Here is a 23,510-nt window from a genome sequence, read left to right as displayed (position 1 = left end):
GCACAAGATAAAACAGCCTTAAGCCCCCAATACATAACCTTAAGCCAGCACGTCGGTGGCAACGTGATACTTGGGATCTTCCAGCACATTGACTTCGCAGAGGTTGCCCGCCTTTTTCAGCAGCCGGCGACACTCGGGGCTGAGGTGGCGCAGATGCAGCGTTTTACCGTGAGCTTTGTACTTTTCAGCCAAGGCATCCAGGGCCTCGATACCGGAATGGTCACTGACCCGCGAACGCTTGAATTCAATCACAACGTGCTCTGGGTCGTCTTTGGGATCAAACAACTCTTTGAAGTTGCTGACAGAGCCGAAGAAAATCGGACCACGCAGATCGTACACTTTGTAGCCATTCTCATCTTCGTAGGTATCCGCCTGAATATGCTGAGCGTGCTTCCAGGCAAACACCAGCGCCGACACAATCACACCCACAATCACTGCGATGGCCAAATCGAAGACAACGGTCACACCGGACACCAGCACAATAATAAAAGCGTCGGTGAACGGCACCTTGCGCATGATGCGGAAACTGGACCACTCGAAGGTGCCCAGGACCACCATAAACATGATGCCCACCAATGCCCCCAGTGGGATCATCTCTATGTACTTGGCACCAAACAGGATAAAGCCCAGCAGTACCAGGGCGGCTGTGATACCCGACAGGCGGCCGCGACCGCCGGAATTGATGTTGATCATGGACTGGCCGATCATCGCACATCCACCCATGCCGCCAAAGAAGCCATTGGTGGTGTTGGCGATACCCTGGCCAATACATTCACGGTTGCCACGACCCCGGGTGTCGGTCAGCTCATCAATCAGAGTCAGTGTCAGCAGCGACTCGATCAGACCAATGGCCGCAATGACAAAGGAATACGGCAGAATAATGCTCAAGGTCTCCAGGTTGAAGGGCACCGCCGGAATGGCAAAGCTCGGCAACTCCCCTTTGAGTGTTGCGTCCGCTGCCTGATCGGCCGGCAACATATCACGCACATAATCGATCACGGTACGAGCTTCCAGATCCAGCCCCATAACCGCCAGCGTGACTGCTATGATCGCCACCAGACCGGATGGCACAGCGGTGGTGATTTTGGGCAGGAAGTGCATGATCATCATGGTAATAAAGATCAGGCCCGCCATGGTGTAGAGCATCTCCCCCTGCATCCACGCCATTTCGCCATCGGTGACTTCCACCTTGAATTGGCCCAGCTGAGCCAGGAAGATCACGATCGCCAGCCCGTTCACAAAACCGAGCATCACCGGGTGGGGCACCATACGGATAAATTTACCCAGCTTGAGCACCCCGGCCAGTATCTGGATCACCCCCGCCAGCACCACCGCGGCAAACAGGTATTGAACGCCGTGGCCGGCCACCAGTGCCACCATCACCACAGCGGTAGCCCCCGTGGCACCGGAGATCATGCCCGGGCGACCACCAAAAACAGACGTCAACAACCCCATCATAAAGGCGGCATAGAGGCCCACCATCGGCTCCACCCCGGCCACGAAGGCGAAGGCCACCGCTTCGGGAACCAGCGCCAGGGCGACGGTAAAACCCGACAGCACGTCATTTTTGACATTATATTGATCGGAGGTAATCAGCTTGAACATCGTGGTGTCTCGGGGATTTGGGCTCCCCGCAGGGCAGCCTGGCAATAAAAGGCCGCGATACTAGCAGACTCCTATGACAGCTCCAAGTCTTCTGGCCATTTATTAACCAGATCAAAATCAGTGCGCCAATTTGGGGCGGTGTTTTGGCCCGGATAGAAGAGAATGGCCTGGGGAGGAGCCGGGTTGTTCAGGCGGTTTCCAGTTCGGTTTCGGTCTGGGCCTGCAGCCACTGCAGCAGTGGCTGCCATTGCTTGAGATCCGACGAAACCCGCGAGCGAGGCAGGTCAAAAATGCTGACGCCGTTGTCCATGGCCCGGATATAGTTCTGGGTATCGCGGATACTGGCCACCAGCGGCATATTCACCTGCTCCAGAAACGCCGACAGCACCTTGTAATAGTTGGTATTGGTGCGCACCCGATTGGCGACCATGGCGATATCCACCTGAGACTGGGCCACCCAATCGCTGCGATTGAGCGCCATCAAGAAGCGTACCCCTGCCTTGATGTCTGTCGGTGAGGCCAGCATGGGAATCACCAGTTTGCATGGGCCCAGGCAGTGGCGGCGTATGTCGTCCACCTCGCATCCGGCGGGCATATCGTGGATCAGGTAGTCGAACTTCTCGAGAGCGGCGTTGTCACCACGGAAAGCGGCGATAGGCACAATGGGGGCACAGCTGTCGGGGCGGGCCTTGAGCCAATCGAGAGACGATTGCTGGCGATCGTGATCCAGCAGCGCCACCTGGATGCCCTCGCTGGCAAAGTAGCTGGCCAGCTGGGTGGCGAGCGTCGTCTTACCACAGCCTCCCTTGGGGTTGGCGACAAAAATCTGCTTCATGCCCGGGCGGGTTCCCCCATTGCTGTCGAACGGCTGTATCAGGAATCGCTATCTTAGTGCGATAAGAGGATGTCGGCCAGAGTGAAGGAAAATAAAGGAACGATTTTTGGGGCCCGGCAGTGGGCAATGAGCCACGAATCCGCTAGTAACCTTGAATACCTGACCCCGCAGCCGGTGGATACTGCACCAGTTGTTCCACCAGTTGCCGGTTGGTCTTGTAGAGACGACGACAGGACTCACGGGCAATATTCAGGATCAGCATGGAAAACAAGGTCTTGTCTGTCTCAAACAGCTCGTTGAGAGCCTCACCTGAAAGCACCAGCAAATCCGTCTTTTCCATAGCGATGGTCGAGGCTGAATGGGGCTGAATGCCGATGACGGAGGTTTCACCAAAGCAGGTGCCGGGCGGCAGCTCCGCCTTCAGAACCGGCTGGTCACCGCAATTGAACACCAGATCCACCTTGCCGGTTTGCACGATGTAGATATAAGAGGCGCTGTCGCCCTCTTCAAAGATGGTTTCTCCCGCCTGATAGTGAACCTGCTTCAGGCGCTTGAAGATCTGATAGAGCTGGGATTCATTGAGGCCGCCGAAGATGGAAATCTTATCCAGAATCGGCAAAACCTTTTCCACTTCCAGCAGTGGTTCGCGAGGGACATGTTCTGACATTCCAATGTGCTCCCGGGCGGGACAGCGCTTGAGGCTTCCCGCTAACGAAATCTGCCTGGATGTTGGCGGTGCAACAATTCACTAAAACCCCATGGCACCTAAAACATCCTTCTAATTATTATCTTAGACAAGCTTTCCGAACTTTTCTTCGGAAAAATATAGACTACTTTGATCCTAGCAGCTCAACTTTATAACCATCCGGGTCCTCAACAAAGGCCAGAATAGTCGAGCCGTGCTGCATGGGACCGGCTTCTCTCACCACTTTGCCCCCACCATTGCGAATCCGCTCGCAGGCGGCATAGACGTCGTCCACTTCAATGGCAATATGACCATAGGCCGTACCCAGATCGTAACTGTCGGTATCCCAGTTGTGGGTGAGTTCCAGGACCGTGTTGGCAGCTTCATCGCCATACCCCAGGAAGGCCAGAGTAAATTTTCCTTCCGGATAGTCTTTGCGACGCAGCAGAGTCATACCCATGATATCGGTGTAAAAGGCAATGGAGGCTTCCAGGTCGACGACCCGAAGCATGGTGTGAAGTAGACGCATGGATTCAATTCCTTTGTCGGTAGAACCATCAATGATGATGGTGGTGCTTGTGTGCATCCTCAGGCTCTGACTCAGAGGCAGCGGGTTGCGAATGAACGGCGTGCCCACCGTGGCCCGCATGCCCTGCGTGCTGGGCCGTCGCCCAGAGGGTCCAGAGCCCGAAAGCCATAATGCACAGCGCCATGATGGTACGCAAGCTTTGCCGTTGCGTGACGGCCTTCAACCTCTCGGCAAATACACCCGCGGCCAGTACCGATGGCAGGGTGCCCAGACCAAAGGCCAGCATCACTCCCATTGCCGCCAATCCATCGGCCTGAGCCAAGGCATAGGCCAAGGCAGTGTAAACCAGCCCGCAGGGCAGCCAGCCCCACAAACCACCCAACAACAATGCCGCCCCGGGAGTGCGCACGGGCATCAAGGATTTACCCAGCGGCTGCAGGTACCTCCAGAGCAGACTGCCCCCCCGTTCCAGCCACACCAGGCCACGCCACCAATTGGCCAGATACAGCCCCATGGCAATCAACAGCAATCCGGCAAACAGCCTCAATACACTGATGCCATGTCCGCCGGAAAGCTGGAAACCGAGCAGGCCGGCCAGCGCACCGATCAGACAATAACTGCCGATGCGCCCGGCATTGTATGACAGGAGTAATCCCCAGCGGCGCGCTCGGGCCTCGGCAGGCAATGAAAAGCTGAGTGCCGCCATCACACCACCGCACATACCGATGCAATGCAGACCCCCAAGAAAGCCAATGCTGAAAGCCGCCGCGAATGGGGCCAGCCACAGAAGATCCGTGGCATTGAGAAAGTCGAAAAACAAGCCGTTAAAGGGTCCGTGTTGTTGAAAAGTCTTAACTGAAAGTAAAAAGGTGCTCAGCTATCACTGCGCTTGGAGGACTCGGATTTATCCTCTGAAACGGGGGCATCTCCGGGTTGTTCATCAAATAGAATCCGGTGTCCCTCGGTATCAAGATCGTCGTACTGACCACTGTTGACCGCCCAAAAGAGTACTTTAATAGCGATGGCCAGAAAGATCAGAGCCACCGGGACGAGAAGATATAGGCTTTCCATCGGGTTTCCAATGCGGCTTTTCGCCGCAGTTCAGACCAGGTTTGTTTAATCAATGAGTGGCTATATTTTACGCTATTGGGGCGATTGCCCTCAAACAGCAGTTGCCTCCGGAGAACGGCGGCCAATACGCAACGCATTGCCCACCACCACCAACGAACTGAGCGACATGCCGATCGCGGCTGCCCAGGGCGGAATCCAGCCGGCCGCCGCCAGGGGCAGCGCCAGCAGATTGTATATGATTGCCCAACTGAGGTTCTGGCGGATAATCCGGCGGGTCAGCGCGGCGCAGTCGAAGGCTCTGGCCAGTGCGCGCAGATCGCGCCCCAGCAGCACACTATCGGCACGAGTCTGAGCCAGGTCTGTAGCGCCGCCCATGGCAACCGACACAAAAGCACCGCTCAGCACCGGCACATCATTGATACCATCGCCCACCATCATCACCTGCTGCCCCCGATTTTGCAGGTCGCGAATATGCGCAAGCTTGTCGTCCGGGCTGCAGTTGCAGCGCCAATGTTCAAACTCCAGCTCAGCGGCCACCCGCGAGACTTCCGCTTCTGCATCACCGCTCAGCAGTTCCAGACTCAGCCCCCTGGCCCGCAGAGCTTTTACCAGGGGCAGTGCCGATTCACGCAACTGATCGTGCAACTGAATCCAGGCCAATGGTTTTTGGTTGCGAGACAACAGCAACCATTGCCCCTGACCTTCAGGCTGAGCAATAGTCTCTTTCGCGCAGGCAAATGCGGGTTTGCCGAGACGATAGTGATCACCTTCCAGCACCCCGCTGACGCCGGCACCGGTTGTCTGCTCGACGTTATCCATCTCCACGCCGGAGACATAGGGCGCAAAGGCCTTTGCGATAGGATGGGTAGAACCGGTTTCGAGGGCTGCACAGATCTCCAGCAGCCGGGCTTCATCAATGGCGTCATCCGCGGACACCACGGAGACCACCTGGGGACTGCCCAACGTCAGAGTTCCGGTTTTATCGAAGATCACCCGGTCAATATGATTGAGCCCCTCCAACACGTGCCCTCGCGTGACCAGCAATCCCCGCTGCCTTAGCCACCCCACGGCGGATGTCAGTGCGGCAGGAGAAGCCAGAGACAAGGCACAAGGACAGGTTACCACCAGAATGGACAAGGTCACCCATACCGCCCGGCCCGGCTCCAATTGCCACCAGACAGCCCCAACCACCGCAGAGACCACCAGCACCGCTGCGACGAAATAGCCTGCCAGACGATCCGCCATAGCCACCTGAGCGGGCTTATCCTGTTGCGCCTGCTCTACCATGCGCTCGATGGCGGACAGACGAGTTGAGGCACCGACTGCGCTCACCCGGATTTGCAACGCGCTGTCAGTATTGAGGGTGCCTGCGATCACTTGGTCGCCGGACTGCTTATCGATCGCATCCGGCTCACCGGTCAGCAGGGTCTCCACCACTGCACTGCGTCCCTGTTCCACCACTCCATCGCAGGCGATGGTGGTTCCGGCAGGCACCAGAATCAGGTCACCCGCACTGACACCGGACAAGGGCAAGGGCTGCCACCCACCATCGGCATCCATGCGCTCTACTGTCACCGGCAGCAGTTGCGCCAAACGATCACTGGCAATACCGTTACGATGGCGCGCCCGCATTTCGAGGTAGCGTCCCAGCAGCAGGAAAAAGGTAAACATCGACACCGAATCGAAGTACACCTCACCACCTCCGAACACTGTCGCCCAGGTACTGGCCAAATACGCACCACCAATTGCCAGCGACACAGGCACGTCCATGGTCAGATGGCGGGTAAGCAGCGAGCGCTTGGCGGCGGCAAAAAACGGACGGGCACTGAAAAACACCACCGGCGTGGCGATAATAAAACTGAGCCAGCGAAAGAAACCCTCCCAACTGGCATCGGCACCGCTGTATAGAGCCACGGCCACCATCATCACCTGCATCATGCCAAAACCGGCCACCGCCAATCGCATCAGGGCACGGCGACTTTCCGTTTGGCGCATGGCTTGCTGGCGATCTTCTGTCGCCGGAATAGGGTGATAACCAATACTCTCAAGAGCGACCATAACATCGCTTAAATCAATCTGGCTGGGTTGCCAGTCAACCAGGCAACGATGGGTAGTGGCATTAACCCGCACCGACATCACACCGGCCAGCTTGCCAAGATGATGCTCAATCAGCCAAACGCAAGCCGCACAGGTGATGCCCTCAAGCAGCAATGATGCCTGCAGTCGATCCTCACCGAGCGCATGGACAAACTCCAACTGGACCTCGGCCAGGTTGTAGACTTCAAAACGCTTCGCTGAAACCGCCCGCTCCTCGGGCTTGGTGGCGCTGGCCGTGCGGAAACGGTAAAACTGCTCCAGACCGCCATCCACAATAGCGGCAGCCACGGCCTGGCAACCGGGGCAACAAAAGTCCCGCTGCTGGCCGTCAATGGCAAGCCGAAAATCACTGTACGGGGGAACCTGCAGCCCACAGTGGAAGCAGTCTGAAGCGGTTGTCACTCGGCGTCACCAAAGACCAATCTTTGTCCGCGCGCGAGATCGATTTCTCCGGTCAGGCGCCAATCCGACATGGCCCTCTCTTCGGAATCAGCCTTGCTTTCAGCATCGCTGACGGGTTCCAGGCGCAGATACCAGCGATGGTTGATACGCTGTTCCAGATCGGCCCGATATTGGCCGGCATAAGAGTGTTTGAGCTCCAGCGTGAGGTCATTGTCCGCCTCCACCGGGTGGTCGAGATGCAGGGCAATAGTCTCGGGCAGCACCACGTCGGGCTGGCGGCTACCCAGCTTGAGGATCACCTCACCCACTTCCAGATCAATCAACAGCTCGCCGGTCAGACCCAGCTGTTGCGCCCTCTGATCCTGGTCAAAGCGCTGGTTAATCATGCGGCCTTCTTTGTAGTAGTTGTCGATAACAACGTCATCGGCATCTTTAACCGCGATGGTCATAAAGGGAATCCAGGCCAGCATCACCGCAATCAGCGGTGCCAGCACGAACCAGCACCAGGGCTGTTTATACCAGGGGCCTTCGTCTTGCTGATTGGGATCTTGTGAAGTCATAGCGTGTGTCATAGTCAGTATTTTCAGGGGGCGATAGTGTACCAGCATCGCGCTCGCCCCCGATGGTTATTTTGTCGGCCCGATAAAGCTGGCTTCCTCCCGGGCGGTGATGGAACTGTCATCCTTGGCGGTCACCGTCATGTAGATTGTGTTCTTTGACGTTTGCAACTGGTCGCGGGGTACCGATACGCGCACCGGCAAAGTAAAGATCTCCCCTTCTTCCAGCTCCAGGGCGCGATAACCGCGAATACGGAAGTCTTCGCCGTGCTCGCCTTCCACAGTGATGTTGTAGCTATGGGCACGACGATCCATATTATTGATTTTTACCGTATAGACGTTTTGCACAACGTCGTTGCTGACCCGGTACAGTCTGGCGCCGCGATCGCGAATCACATCCACCGATACAGGCTGGCGGGTTCCCACGGTATAGGCGAAGGCCGCGATCATACCCAGCACCGCCAGCGAATAACCGAACAGGCGTGGGCGCAGGAAATGGGTCGCGCCGTTTTCCAGTTGATCCTCTGAGGTAAACCGAATCAGGCCCTTGTCATAGTTCATCTTGTCCATGACCTGATCACAGGCGTCGATGCATAAACCGCAGTTAATGCACTCGTACTGCAGACCATCGCGAATATCGATATCCACCGGACATACCTGAACACACCAGGAACAATCAATACAGTCCCCCTTTCCGGCAGCGCGATAATCTTCCTGCGCTTTGCGGGGGCCACGGTGTTCACCGCGCGCGGCATCGTAGTGCACCGCCAGGGTATCGGTGTCGTACATCACCGACTGGAAGCGGGCATAGGGACACATGTATTTACACACCTGCTCGCGCATCCAGCCGGCGTTCAGGTAAGTCATAAACGCAAAAAACAATGTCCAGAAGGCAGCGGCCGGATGAATATTAAAACCGACAAAACCGGAGGCATCCACCGAAGGCACAAAGCCCAACAAGAGCTCGCGGATTGGCGTAAAGTAGCCGACAAATGTCACCCCGGTGATAAAGGCAATTAATATCCAGAGACCATGTTTACCGCCTTTGCGCAGCACTTTTTCAAGGTTCCAGCCCTGCTTGTCGAGCTTGATCATCTTGTTGCGATCACCTTCGCAAAAGTGCTCCGCCCAGATAAACATCAGCGTCCACACGGTTTGCGGGCAGGTAAAACCACACCACACACGCCCCACCAATACCGTTACGGTAAACAGTGCAAAAGCGGCAATGATCAGTAACCACGCCAGCAGCATGCCGTCCTGGGGCCAGAAGGTCATCCACAAAATATGGAATTTGCGCTCGGGCAAATCGAATAACATGGCCGGACGGCCATCGATGGTGAACCACGGCATCAGCAGGAAACCGATGATCAGTGGCAGGCCTGTATAACGACGAATTTTTTGGTAAAAACCGGAAATTTTACGGGTATAGACTCGCCCATTGGAGTCATAGAGCATGCGATAACGCACTTCTTCGCCGGATTTTTCTTCCACCGTGGGGATTTTCTCGCCCATGGAACCACTCCTGTAATTACAGCTAATCGGGTTGGTCGTCGATCAAACGCGCAGCTGGCGACTCTTTTGATCCGGCCTGATGCCAGTGCAGCCATGATGTCTGATATCGCTAATCGTTATATTAGAATAACCTAAAGTTATGAAAATTCAGTTGATTAAACGCAAGTGTTAGACAGTTTATCTCTTCTGTCCAAGCCCCAGACACAACAAAGCCCCGTTATCGGGGCTTTGCATTGGGTTCAGTTCTGACGTCCGTCAGCAATCACCCGGTGTTACTCAATGTCCTGTGACAGGCTGTAAACGTAGGCGGTCAGCAGGTGAATTTTCTCTTCACGCAGCATCTCGCCCTGGGCCGGCATCACATTGGAACGACCGTTACGAATGGAGTGGCGGATACCCTTGGCATCGCCTTCGTACAGCCATACGTCGTCGGTCAGGTCAGGTGCACCCACAATCTGGCTGCCACTGCCGTCAGCACCGTGACAAGCGGCACAGTTGGCGGCATAGACACCCTGGCCCTTGGCAGCCAATTCAGCATCGTGTTCCTGGCCGGACAGAGACAGAACATACTCCGCAGAGGCGACCACATTTTCCTCACCAATGATCGGACCCCAGGCAGGCATGTTGCCGGCGCGACCGTGGGTGATACTGTGCTTGATCTGCTCGGCGGAGCCGCCGTACAGCCAATCGCCATCTGTCAGGTTCGGGAAGCCGTAGTTACCGCCGGCATCCGCACCGTGGCACACGGCACAGTTGTTGGCGAACATACGTACGCCCATTTTCAGTGCGCGGGGATCTTCGGCCACTTCTTCCACCGGCATGGCGGCAAACTGGGCAAAGATTTGACCGTATTGTTCGTCGGCTCTCTCTTGCTCACGCTCCAGCTGGTTGTGAGAGGTCCAGCCCAACACGCCCTTAAAGCTACCCATGCCCGGGTACAGCACCAGATAGATAATTCCGAAAATAAAGGTTCCGATAAACATCTGGAACCACCATTTCGGCAGCGGGTTGTCGTATTCTTCAATGCCATCGTAAACGTGGCCGGTGGTTTTGTTTTCCGGATCGGCTTCGTCACTGACCGCTACCTTGCGGTTGGCCATCAGTACCCAGAAGATCAGCGCCAGGTTGACCGAAGTCAGGACGATGATCCAAAGACTCCAAAAAGTACTCATAATTTATCCTGCCTTTTTGTCTTCATCGTCTTCACGATGAAGCTTCGATTGATTGGCTTCGACGTCATCGGCGAAGGGCAAGTTGGCCGCGTCGCGGAACTGCTTTTTGCGGCTGGGGGCGAACGCCCACCAGCAGATGCCGATAAAGGCAATCATCACAAAAACCGTGGACAAACCTTTCAGTGTATTTAAGTCCATGACGTCTCTCGCTATGTTCAGGCTTTAATTAGCGCTTCTGCTGCAGCAGGGTACCCAGCTGCTGCAAGTAAGCCACCAGTGCATCCATTTCGGTCACACCCTTAACCGCGGCTTCTGCACCCTCGATGTCGGTATCGGTATAAGGCACGCCAACGGAACGCAGTGCGGCCATTTTCTTACCGGTGTCTTTGCCATCGAGAATGTTGTCGAACAGCCAGGGGAATTCCGGCATGTTTGACTCAGGCACGACGTTGCGCGGGTTGTACAGGTGAGCCTTGTGCCACTCATCGGAGTAACGACCACCGACACGGGCCAGGTCCGGACCGGTGCGCTTGGAGCCCCACAGGAAGGGGTGATCGTATACGGACTCACCGGCAACGGAGTAGTGACCGTAACGTTCCACCTCGGCGCGCAGAGGACGGATCATCTGTGTGTGGCAGACGTGGCAACCCTCACGGATATAAATGTCGCGGCCTTCCAGTTCCACTGCGGTCCAGGGCTTGAGACCCTCAACCGGTTCCGTGGTTTCCTTGAGGAAAAACTGCGGCACGATTTCCACCAGGCCACCGAAGCTGATAGCAACAATTGCCAGCAGCACCATCAGGCCAATGTTCTTTTCTACAATGTCATGATTCTTCACAGTGTCTCTCCTTAGGCGGCGGCCGGCTGTGCGTCGGCGGCTTCGTCCTCGGACTCAACCACAGTGCGATAGGTGTTATAGGCCATCAACAGCATACCCAACAGGAAGAAGGCGCCGCCAAGAACCCGCACAAAGTAACCGGGGTAGCTGGCCTCAACCGCTTCGGCGAAGCTGTAGGTCAGGGTGCCATCGGCGTTAAAGGCGCGCCACATCAGACCCTGCATAATGCCGTTCACCCACATGGCGGCGATGTACAGAACCGTACCGATGGTGGCCAGCCAGAAGTGAGTATTGATCAGGCGAACGCTCCACATTTCCTTGCGGCCGCTCAGTACCGGTAACAAGTGGTAAACCGCACCGATGGAGATCATGGCAACCCAACCCAGGGCACCGGAGTGTACGTGACCCACGGTCCAGTCGGTGTTGTGGGACAGGGCGTTAACGGTCTTGATGGACATCATCGGGCCTTCAAAGGTGGACATACCGTAGAAGGACAGAGACACCACCAGGAAGCGCAGGGTCGGATCCGTGCGCAGCTTATGCCAGGCGCCGGACAACGTCATGATGCCGTTGATCATACCGCCCCAGGAAGGTGCCAGCAGGATCAGGGACATCACCATACCCAGACTCTGGGCCCAATCAGGCAGCGCAGAGTAGTGCAGGTGGTGAGCACCGGCCCAGATATACAGAGAGATCAGCGCCCAGAAGTGAACGATGGACAGCTGGTAAGAATAAACCGGGCGACCTGCCTGCTTGGGTACAAAGTAGTACATCATGCCCAGGAAGCCGGCGGTCAGGAAGAAGCCCACCGCGTTGTGGCCGTACCACCACTGGATCATCGCATCCATGGCACCGGAGTACATGGAGTAGGACTTGGTGAAGCTGACTGGTACCGCCATGGAGTTAACCACGTGCAGCAGCGCAATCACCACGATAAAGGCGCCGTAGAACCAGTTGGCCACATAGATGTGGGAGGTTTTACGCTTGACGATGGTGCCAAAGAACACAATCGCGTAAGACACCCACACTACGGTGATGAGGATATCAATCGGCCACTCCAGCTCAGCGTACTCCTTGGCGGAGGTGTAGCCCAGTGGCAGGGTAATAGCCGCCAGCACAATCACCAGCTGCCAGCCCCAGAAGGTAAACGGCACCAGGATGCCACCGAACAGCGGCGTCTGGCAGGTGCGCTGAACCACATAGTAAGACGTGGCAAACAGAGCACAACCACCAAACGCAAAGATCACCGCGTTGGTGTGCAGGGGACGCAGGCGTCCAAAGTGTGTGTATGGCTGCAAGATATCATTCAAGTCCGGCCAAACCAGCTGGGCGGCAATCAGTACCCCTACAGCCATCCCGACCACGCCCCAAACGACGGTCATGACAGCAAATTGGCGTACTATCTTGTAGTCATATGTCGGCTGCTCGGCAGCCGTCGACAGGTTACTACTCATAGTGACGATCCTAAATGGTTGTAATAGTGAGGAAGTTTAGTTTCTGAATTCTGGCTACTCGGCTCATCCGGACACGGCCCACCCCAAGCTCGGGCGCTATTGTGCCGACCTCTACCCCACAAGTGTTTGATACGAATCAAGTCACACCCAAGTTAGGTCCTGGGTGGTACTAAAGTCGTATCCACAAGGTGGGGAGGGTTGGCTCCGGGCGAGGCACCTTCACGGGGATACCTCGCACAACAGCTTCCTATCCGGTTTTTACACTACGCTTGTTACGGTTTTCAGCTCAGGTCGCGACCTTTATTGGCGGCGATGCGCATGCGCAGCGCGTTAAGCTTGATAAAGCCGGCGGCGTCTTGCTGATCATAAGCACCGGCATCGTCTTCAAAGGTAGCAATCTTTTCGTCAAAGAGGCTGTCTTCGGAGCGACGTCCGACGACGCTGACAGAGCCCTTATACAGTTTCACACGCACATCGCCGTTCACCACCTGCTGGGACTCATCGATGGCCGCCTGCAGCATCTTGCGCTCGGGGCTCCACCAGTAGCCGTTATAAACCAGCTTGGCGTATTTGGGCATGAGTTCGTCTTTCAGGTGCGCGGCTTCACGGTCCAGAGTCAGGGACTCAATAGCGCGGTGTGCTTTCAGCATCACGGTACCCGCTGGGGTTTCGTAACAACCGCGGGACTTCATGCCCACGTAACGGTTTTCAACGATATCCAATCGACCCACGCCATTGGCGCCGGCCACTTTGTTCAAGTATTCCATGACCTCGGCAGGGCTCATGGCCTTGCCGTCGATGGCGACGATGTCGCCTTTTTCGTAGGTCAGCTCCAGATAAGTCGGAGCATCCGGAGCCTCTTCCGGAGCGACGGTCCAGCGCCACATTTCCGGATCTTCCGCTTCCCACCATGGGTCTTCCAGATTGCCGCCCTCGTATGAGATGTGCAGCAGGTTGGCGTCCATGGAATAAGGGGATTTTTTCTTGCTACTGGCGTAGTCCACCGGGATCTGGTGATCCTCACAATACTTCATCAGGGTCTCGCGGGAGGTCAGATCCCACTCCCGCCAGGGGGCGATCACCTGAATACCAGGCTTGAGTGCATAGGCACCCAGCTCGAAACGTACCTGATCGTTACCCTTGCCAGTAGCGCCATGCGAGATGGCGTCTGCACCAGTCTCATTGACAATTTCAATCAGGCGCTTGGAGATCAGTGGGCGCGCGATGGAAGTACCCAACAGGTACTCACCTTCGTAAATGGCATTGGCACGGAACATGGGGAAAACAAAGTCGCGGGCAAACTCTTCGCGCAGATCGTCAATGTAGATCTCTTTAATGCCCATGGCCTCGGCTTTGGCGCGAGCTGGCTCAACCTCTTCGCCCTGGCCGATATCGGCGGTAAAGGTCACAACCTCACAGTTGTAGGTCTCTTGTAACCACTTGACGATAACCGAGGTGTCCAGGCCACCGGAGTACGCCAGTACGACTTTGTTGACGGATGACATAGGCATCTCCCACTAAAATACGTGTATTTTGCGTCCGCTGCGGCCAACAGCCACAGGCGCAGTAAAATTTCGGGCGCGAATTGTAGCGTTTCTGCCGACCAAATCCCAGTAAAATGAAGGGCTTTGTGGCCAAAGCGTAGAAGAAACTTGCACAGGAAAACTCCACTCGGAAAAGATTAGAACAAATCTCGACCAAGTGGAGGAAAAAGTCGGAGAATTCGGCCTCCTGGCCTGGAAGCCGGACACCGAGGGCTGGCTGTTGCGGGCTAAAGCTGCATTTTTGGGGCTAAAGCTTCTGCCCTTCCAGAGGGCCGTTGCCAGAGCTGGCCAGGGATGGCACCTTGGGCCCCTCCTTTTCCAGCCGCACGGTCACACGGCGATTGAGAGCGCGGCCTTTAAGGGTGCGATTGGAGGCTACCGGGTAGCGTTCGCCATGCCAGCGGGTGGTGATTTGCTCACGGGGGATACCCCGCTCCACCAGCAGCCCCACTACCATCTCCGCACGGCGCTGGGATAACTCCAGATTATCCCCGCGCGGCCCCACGCTGTCTGTATGGCCATCCACATAAAAACGTTTCACGGTCTTATCCGCGTCCACGTAAATACCGATATGGTCCAGCTTGCGAATTTCACTGACCGGCAGGATATCGTTGCCAGAAGGGAAATAGATAGAGGAGCGGCGAATCTGGTCGTAATTCACCGGCAGCAGCTGCCCCAGGCAGGCCAGGTACTCTCGGTAGGCCCCCTGGAAATTCACCGGACTGAGCACCACTTTCGACGAGTTTTCCGCCCCGTACCAGGGCGCGCGGGTCAATACCAGCTCACGCCCGGCGTGCAGTTCTGCCAACAGGCGCTCCGAACGTTGCTGGGACATTTTTACCGGCATCTTGCCCCGATTGACATTGACCCAGCCCAGGTTGACCTCATCGCCTCCGGGCTTCCACAGAGGGGCGCGGGACACCAGAGAGGCCTTACCGGTCTGGAAGCGCGACTGCATGGGCGACAGCTGGAAACTGGCTGATTCACCGGCTTTGCGTTTAAACAGGGCGTCCCCATAAAAAGGGATATCGTGACTCATGCGGCATTCAAACACGGAGGCATCAACACTCCACAGGGAACGATCCATGGCTGCTCCATAGCTGCCACCCTCCGCCCCGGCAAACGAGCTTAAGCACAGGCTCAGACCAATAAAAATCATGCCTTTGAAAGATAGTAATCGCTTACAAACAAACATATACCAGCTACCCCACCGCCAGGTCACAGTGCTATGGTTAGGTTATCGACCATACAGGCCTGTGCTTTAACGCCGAATTTCGGTAGGATGCGCGGTCATTTCCCTTCGCTGCGGTATCACAGGAGCCCCCATGACCGAGACGCTGACTCTTATTCGCCCGGACGATTGGCACATCCACCTGCGTGATGGCCAGGCCCTGAGCACTACTGTCGTGGACGCAGCCCGCACTTTTCAGCGCGCCATCATTATGCCAAATCTGGTGCCGCCGGTACTCAATGCCGAGCAGGCCATGGCCTATAAAGACCGTATTTTGGCCGCGCGCCCGCAGGGATCAAACTTTGATCCGCTGATGGTGATCTACCTGACCGACAACACCACTCCTGGGCAAATTGCCGCGGCCAAGGCTGCCGGCGTTGTCGCCTGCAAACTCTATCCGGCCGGGGCCACCACCAATTCGGATTCCGGTGTTACCGACCTGCGCAAGGTCTATCCGGCACTCGAAGCCATGCAGGAACACGGTATCCGCTTCCTGATGCACGGTGAAGTCACCGACAGTGATATCGATATTTTTGACCGTGAAAAGGTGTTTATCGATCGCACATTAATTGGTCTGGAGAAAGAATTTCCTGAATTAAAGATGGTACTGGAGCACATCACCACCAAAGACGCCGCCGAATTTGTGGCTGGCGCCGGTGATCACATTGCCGCCACCATTACCGCGCACCACCTGTTGTTCAACCGCAACCACATGCTGGCTGGCGGTATCCGCCCTCACTACTACTGCCTGCCGATTCTCAAGCGCGACATTCATCAGCAGGCGCTGATCAGGGCCGCCACCAGCGGCAGCCACAAGTTTTTCCTGGGTACGGATTCAGCGCCGCACGCCAAAGACAAGAAGGAAGCGGCCTGCGGTTGCGCCGGCGCCTATACCGCCATGCACGCCATAGAACTCTATGCTGAAGCCTTCGAAGACGCCGGGGCGCTGGACAAGCTGGAAGGCTTTGCCAGTTGCTTTGGCCCGGACTTTTACGGCTTGCCGCGTAATACCGACACTATTACCTTGAGCCGCACCGAATGGCAGATCCCGGACACCATCAAGCTCGGCGGCGAAGACATGGTGCCTCTGCAGGCCGGAGAAACACTTCGCTGGAAGTACAACGCCTAAGGCGATTGGTTAGGAGAATCACCTGTGAGTTCAATGGAACCCGTTGTCGACCCGACGATGGAAAACGCCAAAACACCATTGGCGCAACGCTTTCGCGGATTTTTACCCGTGATCGTGGATGTCGAGACCGGCGGTTTTAACGCCCATACGGACGCCCTGCTGGAAATCGCTGCCGTCACTCTGAAGATGGACGACGACGGACTGCTGCAGCGCGATGAAACCTTCGATTACCACATCGATCCGTTTGAGGGTGCCAACATAGAGCAGTCGGCGCTTGATTTTACCGGCATTGATCTGGAAAGCCCCGATCGACCCGCAGTGCCGGAAATGATGGTACTGCCGGAGCTGTTCAAGTCCATTCGCCGCAGCGTTAAGGAACACGGTTGCACCCGCGCCGTAATGGTGGCTCATAACGCCCACTTTGACCTTGGATTTGTAAACGCCGCCGCCAATCGCTGTGACATCAAACGCAATCCCTTTCATCCGTTCAGCTGCTTCGACACCGCCACCCTCAGTGGCCTGGCGTTCGGCCAGACCGTGCTTGCCAAAACCTGCCAGGTCGCCGGTATCGAATTTTCCAACAGCCAGGCCCACTCCGCGGCCTACGATGCCGAAAAAACCGCTGACCTGTTCTGCCTGATTGTCAACCGCTGGCAGCAACTGGGTGGCTGGCCGCTGCCTCTCGACTAACCGACAATACACGCATCAACGGAGTTACTATGGCACGCGTACAGCTGGAACTGCCGGAAAAGTTTTTCTACAGCACCACCATGCAAGTCCGTTTTACCGACGTAAATCCGAGTGGCCATGTCGGTAACGACCAAATGATTTCGCTGTTGTCGTCTGCCCGATACAGTTTTTTTCAGTACCTGGGCTTGGAAGACACCAACGATGTGGGAGGCTGCACACTGGTAGTGACTGACTTGGTCACCTCCTACAGAGCAGAGAGCTTTGCTGAAGAGACCCTGCGTTTTGAACTGGGCCTGACAGACTTTAACAAGTATGGTGCGGACGTAATCTTTCGGGTAACCAAAGACATCAATACGTTGGTCACTCTCGCCAAAACGGGATTTGTCTTTTTGGACAGCAACAAAAAGGTCTGCCCCGTCCCTGAGGCATTTCTAAAACTGCTACCAAAAGACATGAGGCCGTGGCCGCTGGGGCAAACTCCGACTTGAAGCTTCCACGCCGCCACCCTGCCTGCCAGGGCTGGCCGCCGAAGTGGGGCCAGGCCCCAGAAACCGGGTTTTTTGACTGGCCAAATGCTCTCCGTCTGACCAGGCATGCAGCTCAATATCCTGTGCGCTCACAACAACCTGATTGACGGGCAAGCGAATTCTCACAGGCAACGCCAATACCTCTCCCGGCTCCAATAACACCTGCGAACGACTGTTGATACGAAACCCCGCCTCCCCTGACACAAACAAGTCCACCAAGCGTTCACGCTCACTCATATTGTTAAGCTTGACCACGTAAACGTTCTCCACCTGCCCACGTTGCAACCGGTACAAGTGCACACCGCGATCGCGAATGACATCCAAGGACAAATCCCGTCGCTCCAGCGTCATATAAACCATCACCCCGACCAAAACCGCCAGCGCAGAAAAATACCCCAGCAATCTGGGCCGCAGAGGCGCAAGGATTGAATCTGTTCTGGCGCGCTCCGGCGAAAAACGAATCAACCCTCTGGGCAATGACAATTTGTCCATCACTTGATCACAGGCATCAATGCACAATCCGCAACTGATACATTCCGCCTGTAAACCATCGCGGATATCGATATCCGCCGGACACACCTGCACACACCAGTCGCAATCGACACAGTCGCCCTTGGCACCGGTCTGCCCCCTGCGTGGCTCGCCCCGTGCAAGATCATAGTTCACCACCAAGGTATCCTGGTCGTACATCACCGACTGAAAGCGGGAATAGGGACACATAAAACGGCACACCTGCTCGCGCAACCAACCCGCGTTGAGGTAAGTAAAACCACCCACCAGCGCCACCCAAAACCAGGCTTCCAGCGACGCCTGCAGTGTCAGCAGGTCGCCAAGCAATGCCGTAATGCCATAAAAATACGCCACAAAAGTAATTCCGGTGGCGACCGCCAGCAATCCCCACAGCGCGTGCTTGCCTCCTTTGCGTTTTAATTTATTCCAATTCCAGGGAGAGGCATCCAGACGGATACGTTGGTGACGATCCCCTTCACAGAAGTCTTCCACCCAGATATACAGATTCGTCCACACCGTTTGCGGACAGGCAAACCCGCACCAGACCCGACCAACCCACACCGTGACGGCAAACAACGCAAACGCGGAAATCATCAACAACCAGGCCAGCAAAATGCCATCCTGGGGCCAGTAGGTGGTAGTAAAAATATGGAATTTCTGAGCAGAGAGATCGAACAGCATCAGCGGTTGCCCGTTCCAGCTCAACCAGGGCATGGCAAAAAACAGCACCATCAGCGGCCAGGCCACCTTTCGTCTGAGGCGCTGAAAGTACCCTCGAATTCGGCGGGTATAAACCGTACCACCCACATATCCATCGACGTAGCGCAGACTGCCCGCCGGCTCTTGATCGTGAAGTTCCACCGCTGCAATGCGCGATGCCGAAGGATTGCTCATATCCTGCCCCAGGAGATTGACGTCGTTAACCGGGAAACAGTGTAAGAACAAGACCAAAACGGGTACAGATTCAGAAAATAGTTTATATTTGTGCACAGAATCAGGGACACACCCCCTGTTCATATCACTTTTTCTGAAACTGTACCCATGCTGCTATACCAACAACTAGAACAACAACTGCGGGAAGACATCCGTTCGGGACAGCTGGCGGTGGGTGAGCGATTGCCCTCCGTACGCCGGATATGCCAACAGCTGCAGCTGTCCAAATCGACTGTATTAACCGCCTACGCCAGGCTTGAGGCGGAAGGGCTGATTCACGCCAGGCCCCGCTCCGGTTACTTCGTCAGCGGTCAACGCACAGAGCTGAAACAACCGGATCACAGCCAGCCGGTGCCAACGCCGCTTGAGGTTTCCGCTGATCAGGTTCTGCTGGATATTATGCGCAAAGGCGCGGCTTTCGACCTGCTGCCCTCCCCTGCGCATTGCAGTGGTGAAGGCAACGAACCCCTGCGCCGATGTCTGGCCAGGGCACAGCGTCGACAGGGCAGTACGGAACAGCATTATTATGACGACCCCCAGGGCCTGGAGGAACTGAGAGAACAGTTGGCACAGCGGTTGGCACAAGGTGGGGGGCCTATTGGTTCAGAGGAACTGGTGATCACCCACGGCTGTCAACACGGTCTGCTGCTGGCATTACTGGCTACCACCCAACCGGGCGATGTGGTGGCACTGGAATCACCGGGGTTTTATGGCAACTTCCAGCTGCTGCAGTCACTCGGATTAAAAGCCCTGGAGCTGCCCTGCTCACCTTCGACGGGCTTGAGTCCGGAGGCACTGGAACTGGCTCTGCAACACTGGCCCGTTAAAGTTCTGATGGTATCGCCCGCCTATGCCACTCCCACGGGCGCCTGCATGACCGACGAACACAAACAGCAATTGCTGCAACTGGCCCGTGGCCACAACATGGCCATTATCGAAGATGACATCTACGCAGAATTGCATTTTGGCATGCGGCGCCCCCGCACTCTGTATTCCTACGAGAAGGAACAGCTACAACAGACGGGCCAGTCAGTAGCGCAAGCGGGAAATGTTATTTTGTGCTCATCTTTTTCCAAGTGCCTGTCGCGGGATCTGCGCCTGGGCTGGGTCGCCGCCGGCCGCTATCGCGATGCCATTTTGCAGCTGAAACTGTCCACGGCAATCGCCTCCAGTCGAACACTGCAACTCGGTGTAAGTGAATACCTGCAACAGGGTGGATTGGATCGTTTCCTGCGCCAACGCCGTATACAACTGCAACGGCAATGTCACCAATGGCTGGAACAGCTAGCCGTTGCGTTACCAGGTTTGCAGAGCAGCAGCCAACCCACTGGCGGGTTGAGCGTGTGGCTGGAACTGGAACCCGGATTAGACACCTTGCAACTGTATTACCCGGCATTACGTGAAGACGTCGTCATTACACCCGGTCGTTTGTTTACTTCCCAGCCGCGCTATCAATCCTTTTTGCGACTGAGCTTTGCACACCCACTCACTCCGGAACGACAAGCCGCCCTGGAACGTCTCGGGAAATTGCTGGGCAATGCGCAACCCTCAGCTCAACCTTAACGCCACAGACCCAATCCATTACCCATGCAAGCTCACTCCAGCTTTGACATCATCATTATCGGCGGCGGCATCGTCGGCCTATCCAGCGCCTGGCAGTTGCAACAGGCATTTCCCGAAAAGCGTATTTTGCTGCTGGAAAAAGAGCCCGGCTATGCCCAACACCAGACCGGCCACAACAGTGGTGTGATTCACGCCGGAGTCTACTATCAACCCGGCAGCCTCAAGGCGCGCTTCTGCAAGGAAGGCGCGGCGGCCACGCTGGATTTTTGTCGGCACCACCATTTGCCGGTGGAGCAATGTGGCAAGCTGCTGGTTGCGACCCATCCGCTGGAGCTGGAACGCATGAACAAACTGCAGCAACGCTGCGAAGACAATGGGATCGAAGTTGAAAAACTGAGCTCAGAACAACTTCTGCAGCGGGAACCGAATATCAAAGGTCTGGGCGCGCTGTTTGTCGCCGCCACCGGCATCGCGGATTATGGCGCAGTAAGCCGTCAAATGGCTGCAAACTTTGTCAGCCTCGGCGGTCGAATTGAACTGCAAAGTGAAGTGCAGCATTTGCGGGAAAGCGCCAGCAACATTGAAATAAGACTCCGCAACGGTTGCCGCTATCACACCGGTTTTTTAATCAGCTGCGGCGGTTTGATGGCGGACCGGCTCACCCGCCTGCTGAACATCGACACAGACTTTCGCATCGTGCCTTTTCGCGGCGAGTATTTCCGTTTGCCCGAGCGATTGAACAATGTGGTTCGGCATCTGATTTATCCGATTCCGGACCCGGACTTACCCTTTCTGGGTGTGCATCTGACGCGCATGATTGATGGCAGCGTCACCATCGGTCCCAACGCTGTGTTGGGCTGGAAACGCGAAGGATATGGGCAAGCGAATTTCAATCTCAGAGATACCGCCGCCATGCTGACATTCCCGGGATTTTGGAAAGTCGGCGTCAAGCATTGGCGCTCGGGCATCAACGAGTGGAAAAACTCCTGGCACCGTTACGGGTACTTACAGCTGGCCCGCAAATACTGCCCTCAGCTAACGCTCGCCGATTTGCAGCCATACCCCACCGGCATTCGCGCACAGGCCGTGTTGAGCGATGGCACCCTGGTGCATGATTTTTTGTTTCATGAAAGCCCACGCAGTCTGCATGTGTGTAATGCGCCCTCACCGGCAGCGACGTCAGCCATTCCCATCGGCAGGCATATTGTGGAAAGGGTAACCGGGAAGCTGATCGGTTAATCGACAGCTTCCACCGTCAACGTCATGCCCTCAGCGCTGACGACACGAACCACCGCGCCCTTTTCCATGTCAGGACCCTGTACGGTCCACAGGGCATCGGCAATTTGCACCTTACCCTGACCATTAACGATGGGCTCCAGCAGCGGCACGGTTTTGCCCACCAGCTGCTGGGCGCGACGATTAAGCAAAGGCTGATCGCTGCTTTGGCGGCTGGCGCGAAACTTCTTCCAGTAGACCACCGTGGTCCCCACAGAAAACACCGCAAACCAGACGATTTGCATCTGCCAACTGAGTCCGGGATAGATTTTGTGCACGATAGCAACGGCGAGAGCACCCAGGCCGATACCCAGCAGCACTTCCGTGGATGCCCAGACTTCCACCGCCAGAATGGCGATCCCCAGAGCCATCCAGTGCCAGGGCTCCATGGTTTGAAGAAATTCCATGACGTTAGCCACCCTGTTTAACGGAGTCCACCAGCTCGCGAATACCCTCGATCGAGCCGATAACGGAACTGGCTTCCAGCGGCATCAAGACCACTTTACTGTTGTCCGCTGCCGCCAATTGGCCAAGAGCATCCACATATTTTTGCGCCACAAAATAATTGATGGCCTGGTTGTTCCCTGCGGATATCGCCTGAGACACCATATGTGTCGCCTTGGCTTCCGCCTGGGCCTCACGTTCGCGGGCTTCGGCTTCCAGAAAAGCCGCTTCCCGCTCACCTTCTGCCTTGAGTATCTGGCTTTTCTTTTCGCCCTCGGCCACCTTGATCGCCGCTTCCCGTTCACCTTCTGCCTTGAGAATCGCGGCGCGTTTCTCACGCTCGGCTTTCATCTGGTTGGCCATGGCATCTACCAGATCGCGTGGCGGTGTAATGTCTTTAATCTCGATACGGGTAACCTTAACACCCCAGGGGTTGGTCGCTTCATCGACTTTGGTCAACAACTCGGTATTGATGGCATCACGGTTCGACAGCATGGCATCGAGTTCCATGGAGCCCAACACAGCACGAATGTTGGTCATCACCAGATTCTGCATCGCCCGCTCCAGGTTGTTCACCTCATAGGAGGCGGCGACCGCATCAATAATCTGGTAAAAACACACCGCATCGGTGGTGACCATGGCGTTGTCTGAGCTGATGACTTCCTGTGGGGGAACATCCAGCACCTGCTCCATCACAATCTGCTTATTACCGATCTCATCGATAAAGGGCACTATCAGGTGCAGCCCGGGGCGCAATGTCTGGGTGTATTTGCCAAAGCGCTCCACCGTCCACTCCTGCCCCTGGGGAACACTGTTAACACCTTTCAGAACCAGGATAATACCCAGCACCAGAAATACTACAGAAAACACGTCAAACCCGAACATAGCCCGCTCCTTGAAAGCCGTT

23 protein-coding genes are annotated in these 23,510 nt (G+C 56.1%); 5 read left to right on the top strand and 18 right to left on the bottom strand.

Annotated elements, in window-relative coordinates; translation table 11 throughout:
- Nucleotides 1–39: 39 nt before the first annotated feature.
- The 15 genes from HBA55_RS20290 to HBA55_RS20220 all read right to left on the bottom strand — a co-directional run bounded on the left by HBA55_RS20290 (nucleotide 40) and on the right by HBA55_RS20220 (nucleotide 15,388).
- Nucleotides 40–1,605 carry a SulP family inorganic anion transporter gene (locus HBA55_RS20290; protein WP_166995187.1) on the bottom strand — a complete coding sequence of 522 codons (1,566 nt, stop codon included), beginning with the start codon at nucleotides 1,603–1,605 and terminating at the stop codon, nucleotides 40–42.
- Nucleotides 1,606–1,792: 187 nt separating this feature from the next.
- Nucleotides 1,793–2,440, bottom strand: a complete 648-nt coding sequence (locus tag HBA55_RS20285) for a ParA family protein (protein ID WP_166995185.1) — start codon at nucleotides 2,438–2,440, stop codon at nucleotides 1,793–1,795.
- A 142-nt stretch (nucleotides 2,441–2,582) separates the two neighbouring features.
- Nucleotides 2,583–3,107, bottom strand: a complete 525-nt coding sequence (locus HBA55_RS20280; RefSeq protein ID WP_166995183.1) for a cyclic nucleotide-binding domain-containing protein — start codon at nucleotides 3,105–3,107, stop codon at nucleotides 2,583–2,585.
- A gap of 163 nt (nucleotides 3,108–3,270) precedes the next feature.
- Complete coding sequence (gene gloA, locus HBA55_RS20275) at nucleotides 3,271–3,654, bottom strand: lactoylglutathione lyase (protein WP_240946200.1); 384 nt, start codon at nucleotides 3,652–3,654, stop codon at nucleotides 3,271–3,273.
- A gap of 28 nt (nucleotides 3,655–3,682) precedes the next feature.
- Nucleotides 3,683–4,474, bottom strand: coding sequence for a sulfite exporter TauE/SafE family protein (locus HBA55_RS20270; protein WP_240946185.1), 792 nt, complete (start codon nucleotides 4,472–4,474; stop codon nucleotides 3,683–3,685).
- 53 nt (nucleotides 4,475–4,527) lie between these two features.
- The gene (gene ccoS, locus HBA55_RS20265; RefSeq protein WP_166995179.1) at nucleotides 4,528–4,725 is read right to left on the bottom strand and encodes a cbb3-type cytochrome oxidase assembly protein CcoS; all 198 of its coding nucleotides are present in this window, start codon (nucleotides 4,723–4,725) and stop codon (nucleotides 4,528–4,530) included.
- 90 nt (nucleotides 4,726–4,815) lie between these two features.
- Nucleotides 4,816–7,224 (bottom strand): heavy metal translocating P-type ATPase metal-binding domain-containing protein, encoded by a 2,409-nt coding sequence (locus tag HBA55_RS20260; RefSeq protein WP_166995177.1) that lies wholly within the window; start codon nucleotides 7,222–7,224, stop codon nucleotides 4,816–4,818.
- Nucleotides 7,221–7,784: a FixH family protein gene (locus tag HBA55_RS20255; RefSeq protein ID WP_166995175.1), complete on the bottom strand. Its 564-nt coding sequence runs from the start codon at nucleotides 7,782–7,784 to the stop codon at nucleotides 7,221–7,223. The genes HBA55_RS20260 and HBA55_RS20255 overlap by 4 nt, the downstream gene beginning before the upstream one ends.
- Nucleotides 7,785–7,850: 66 nt before the next feature.
- The gene (gene ccoG, locus HBA55_RS20250; protein ID WP_166995172.1) at nucleotides 7,851–9,293 is read right to left on the bottom strand and encodes a cytochrome c oxidase accessory protein CcoG; all 1,443 of its coding nucleotides are present in this window, start codon (nucleotides 9,291–9,293) and stop codon (nucleotides 7,851–7,853) included.
- Nucleotides 9,294–9,565: 272 nt separating this feature from the next.
- Entirely contained in the window at nucleotides 9,566–10,465 is a 900-nt protein-coding gene (gene ccoP / locus HBA55_RS20245; protein WP_206019890.1) for a cytochrome-c oxidase, cbb3-type subunit III, read from the bottom strand.
- Nucleotides 10,466–10,468: 3 nt separating this feature from the next.
- On the bottom strand, nucleotides 10,469–10,663 hold the full coding sequence (locus tag HBA55_RS20240; RefSeq protein ID WP_166995170.1) for a cbb3-type cytochrome oxidase subunit 3: 195 nt from the start codon (nucleotides 10,661–10,663) through the stop codon (nucleotides 10,469–10,471).
- Nucleotides 10,664–10,691: 28 nt separating this feature from the next.
- Nucleotides 10,692–11,303: a cytochrome-c oxidase, cbb3-type subunit II gene (ccoO, locus tag HBA55_RS20235; protein ID WP_166995167.1), complete on the bottom strand. Its 612-nt coding sequence runs from the start codon at nucleotides 11,301–11,303 to the stop codon at nucleotides 10,692–10,694.
- 11 nt (nucleotides 11,304–11,314) lie between these two features.
- Nucleotides 11,315–12,757 (bottom strand): cytochrome-c oxidase, cbb3-type subunit I, encoded by a 1,443-nt coding sequence (gene ccoN, locus HBA55_RS20230; protein ID WP_166995165.1) that lies wholly within the window; start codon nucleotides 12,755–12,757, stop codon nucleotides 11,315–11,317.
- Between the two features lie 281 nt (nucleotides 12,758–13,038).
- Nucleotides 13,039–14,262 carry an argininosuccinate synthase gene (locus HBA55_RS20225; RefSeq protein WP_166995163.1) on the bottom strand — a complete coding sequence of 408 codons (1,224 nt, stop codon included), beginning with the start codon at nucleotides 14,260–14,262 and terminating at the stop codon, nucleotides 13,039–13,041.
- 286 nt (nucleotides 14,263–14,548) lie between these two features.
- Entirely contained in the window at nucleotides 14,549–15,388 is an 840-nt protein-coding gene (locus HBA55_RS20220) for a flagellar protein MotY (RefSeq protein WP_166995160.1), read from the bottom strand.
- A gap of 238 nt (nucleotides 15,389–15,626) precedes the next feature.
- Between HBA55_RS20220 and pyrC the strand changes: the two genes are divergently transcribed.
- Genes pyrC through HBA55_RS20205 form a run of 3 tightly spaced genes read left to right on the top strand, consistent with a single transcriptional unit; the run spans nucleotide 15,627 to nucleotide 17,839 of the window.
- Nucleotides 15,627–16,661 (top strand): dihydroorotase, encoded by a 1,035-nt coding sequence (gene pyrC, locus HBA55_RS20215; RefSeq protein WP_166995158.1) that lies wholly within the window; start codon nucleotides 15,627–15,629, stop codon nucleotides 16,659–16,661.
- A 33-nt stretch (nucleotides 16,662–16,694) separates the two neighbouring features.
- Nucleotides 16,695–17,351, top strand: a complete 657-nt coding sequence (rnt, locus tag HBA55_RS20210) for a ribonuclease T (RefSeq protein WP_206019899.1) — start codon at nucleotides 16,695–16,697, stop codon at nucleotides 17,349–17,351.
- A 29-nt stretch (nucleotides 17,352–17,380) separates the two neighbouring features.
- Nucleotides 17,381–17,839: a thioesterase family protein gene (locus HBA55_RS20205; protein ID WP_166995155.1), complete on the top strand. Its 459-nt coding sequence runs from the start codon at nucleotides 17,381–17,383 to the stop codon at nucleotides 17,837–17,839.
- On the opposite strand, the gene ccoG (HBA55_RS20200) is transcribed toward HBA55_RS20205, so the two are convergent.
- Nucleotides 17,792–19,282: a cytochrome c oxidase accessory protein CcoG gene (gene ccoG, locus HBA55_RS20200; RefSeq protein ID WP_166995151.1), complete on the bottom strand. Its 1,491-nt coding sequence runs from the start codon at nucleotides 19,280–19,282 to the stop codon at nucleotides 17,792–17,794. The genes HBA55_RS20205 and ccoG (HBA55_RS20200) overlap by 48 nt on opposite strands.
- 147 nt (nucleotides 19,283–19,429) lie before the next feature.
- On the opposite strand from ccoG (HBA55_RS20200), the gene HBA55_RS20195 reads away from it, so the two are divergent.
- Nucleotides 19,430–20,884, top strand: a complete 1,455-nt coding sequence (locus tag HBA55_RS20195; protein ID WP_166995149.1) for an aminotransferase-like domain-containing protein — start codon at nucleotides 19,430–19,432, stop codon at nucleotides 20,882–20,884.
- A gap of 24 nt (nucleotides 20,885–20,908) precedes the next feature.
- Entirely contained in the window at nucleotides 20,909–22,123 is a 1,215-nt protein-coding gene (gene lhgO / locus HBA55_RS20190; RefSeq protein WP_166995147.1) for an L-2-hydroxyglutarate oxidase, read from the top strand.
- Here the strand turns inward: lhgO and HBA55_RS20185 are convergent.
- Both HBA55_RS20185 and HBA55_RS20180 read right to left on the bottom strand, forming a co-directional pair.
- On the bottom strand, nucleotides 22,120–22,566 hold the full coding sequence (locus HBA55_RS20185) for an NfeD family protein (RefSeq protein WP_166995145.1): 447 nt from the start codon (nucleotides 22,564–22,566) through the stop codon (nucleotides 22,120–22,122). The genes lhgO and HBA55_RS20185 overlap by 4 nt on opposite strands.
- Before the next feature lie 4 nt (nucleotides 22,567–22,570).
- A complete protein-coding gene (locus HBA55_RS20180) occupies nucleotides 22,571–23,488 on the bottom strand; it encodes an SPFH domain-containing protein (RefSeq protein WP_166995143.1) in 918 nt (305 codons plus the stop codon).
- Nucleotides 23,489–23,510 lie beyond the last annotated feature (22 nt).

This window comes from Pseudomaricurvus alkylphenolicus (assembly GCF_011683955.1).
GTDB lineage: Bacteria > Pseudomonadota > Gammaproteobacteria > Pseudomonadales > Cellvibrionaceae > Pseudomaricurvus > Pseudomaricurvus alkylphenolicus.
The sequence above is the reverse complement of the archived record's forward strand: the minus strand, read 5'-3'. Positions and strand labels throughout refer to the sequence as shown.

Excerpts from the sequence above, each read along its gene's own strand:
- HBA55_RS20290 (WP_166995187.1), bottom strand. The coding sequence starts at position 1,605 with ATGTTCAAGCTGATTACCTCCGATCAATATAATGTCAAAAATGACGTG.
- HBA55_RS20285 (WP_166995185.1), bottom strand. The coding sequence starts at position 2,440 with ATGAAGCAGATTTTTGTCGCCAACCCCAAGGGAGGCTGTGGTAAGACG.
- HBA55_RS20280 (WP_166995183.1), bottom strand. The coding sequence starts at position 3,107 with ATGTCAGAACATGTCCCTCGCGAACCACTGCTGGAAGTGGAAAAGGTT.
- gloA (WP_240946200.1), bottom strand. The coding sequence starts at position 3,654 with ATGCGTCTACTTCACACCATGCTTCGGGTCGTCGACCTGGAAGCCTCC.
- ccoS (WP_166995179.1), bottom strand. The coding sequence starts at position 4,725 with ATGGAAAGCCTATATCTTCTCGTCCCGGTGGCTCTGATCTTTCTGGCC.
- HBA55_RS20255 (WP_166995175.1), bottom strand. The coding sequence starts at position 7,784 with ATGACTTCACAAGATCCCAATCAGCAAGACGAAGGCCCCTGGTATAAA.
- ccoG (WP_166995172.1), bottom strand. The coding sequence starts at position 9,293 with ATGGGCGAGAAAATCCCCACGGTGGAAGAAAAATCCGGCGAAGAAGTG.
- ccoP (WP_206019890.1), bottom strand. The coding sequence starts at position 10,465 with ATGAGTACTTTTTGGAGTCTTTGGATCATCGTCCTGACTTCGGTCAAC.
- HBA55_RS20240 (WP_166995170.1), bottom strand. The coding sequence starts at position 10,663 with ATGGACTTAAATACACTGAAAGGTTTGTCCACGGTTTTTGTGATGATT.
- ccoN (WP_166995165.1), bottom strand. The coding sequence starts at position 12,757 with ATGAGTAGTAACCTGTCGACGGCTGCCGAGCAGCCGACATATGACTAC.
- HBA55_RS20225 (WP_166995163.1), bottom strand. The coding sequence starts at position 14,262 with ATGTCATCCGTCAACAAAGTCGTACTGGCGTACTCCGGTGGCCTGGAC.
- HBA55_RS20220 (WP_166995160.1), bottom strand. The coding sequence starts at position 15,388 with ATGGATCGTTCCCTGTGGAGTGTTGATGCCTCCGTGTTTGAATGCCGC.
- pyrC (WP_166995158.1), top strand. The coding sequence starts at position 15,627 with ATGACCGAGACGCTGACTCTTATTCGCCCGGACGATTGGCACATCCAC.
- rnt (WP_206019899.1), top strand. The coding sequence starts at position 16,695 with ATGGAACCCGTTGTCGACCCGACGATGGAAAACGCCAAAACACCATTG.
- HBA55_RS20205 (WP_166995155.1), top strand. The coding sequence starts at position 17,381 with ATGGCACGCGTACAGCTGGAACTGCCGGAAAAGTTTTTCTACAGCACC.
- ccoG (WP_166995151.1), bottom strand. The coding sequence starts at position 19,282 with ATGAGCAATCCTTCGGCATCGCGCATTGCAGCGGTGGAACTTCACGAT.
- HBA55_RS20195 (WP_166995149.1), top strand. The coding sequence starts at position 19,430 with ATGCTGCTATACCAACAACTAGAACAACAACTGCGGGAAGACATCCGT.
- lhgO (WP_166995147.1), top strand. The coding sequence starts at position 20,909 with ATGCAAGCTCACTCCAGCTTTGACATCATCATTATCGGCGGCGGCATC.
- HBA55_RS20185 (WP_166995145.1), bottom strand. The coding sequence starts at position 22,566 with ATGGAATTTCTTCAAACCATGGAGCCCTGGCACTGGATGGCTCTGGGG.
- HBA55_RS20180 (WP_166995143.1), bottom strand. The coding sequence starts at position 23,488 with ATGTTCGGGTTTGACGTGTTTTCTGTAGTATTTCTGGTGCTGGGTATT.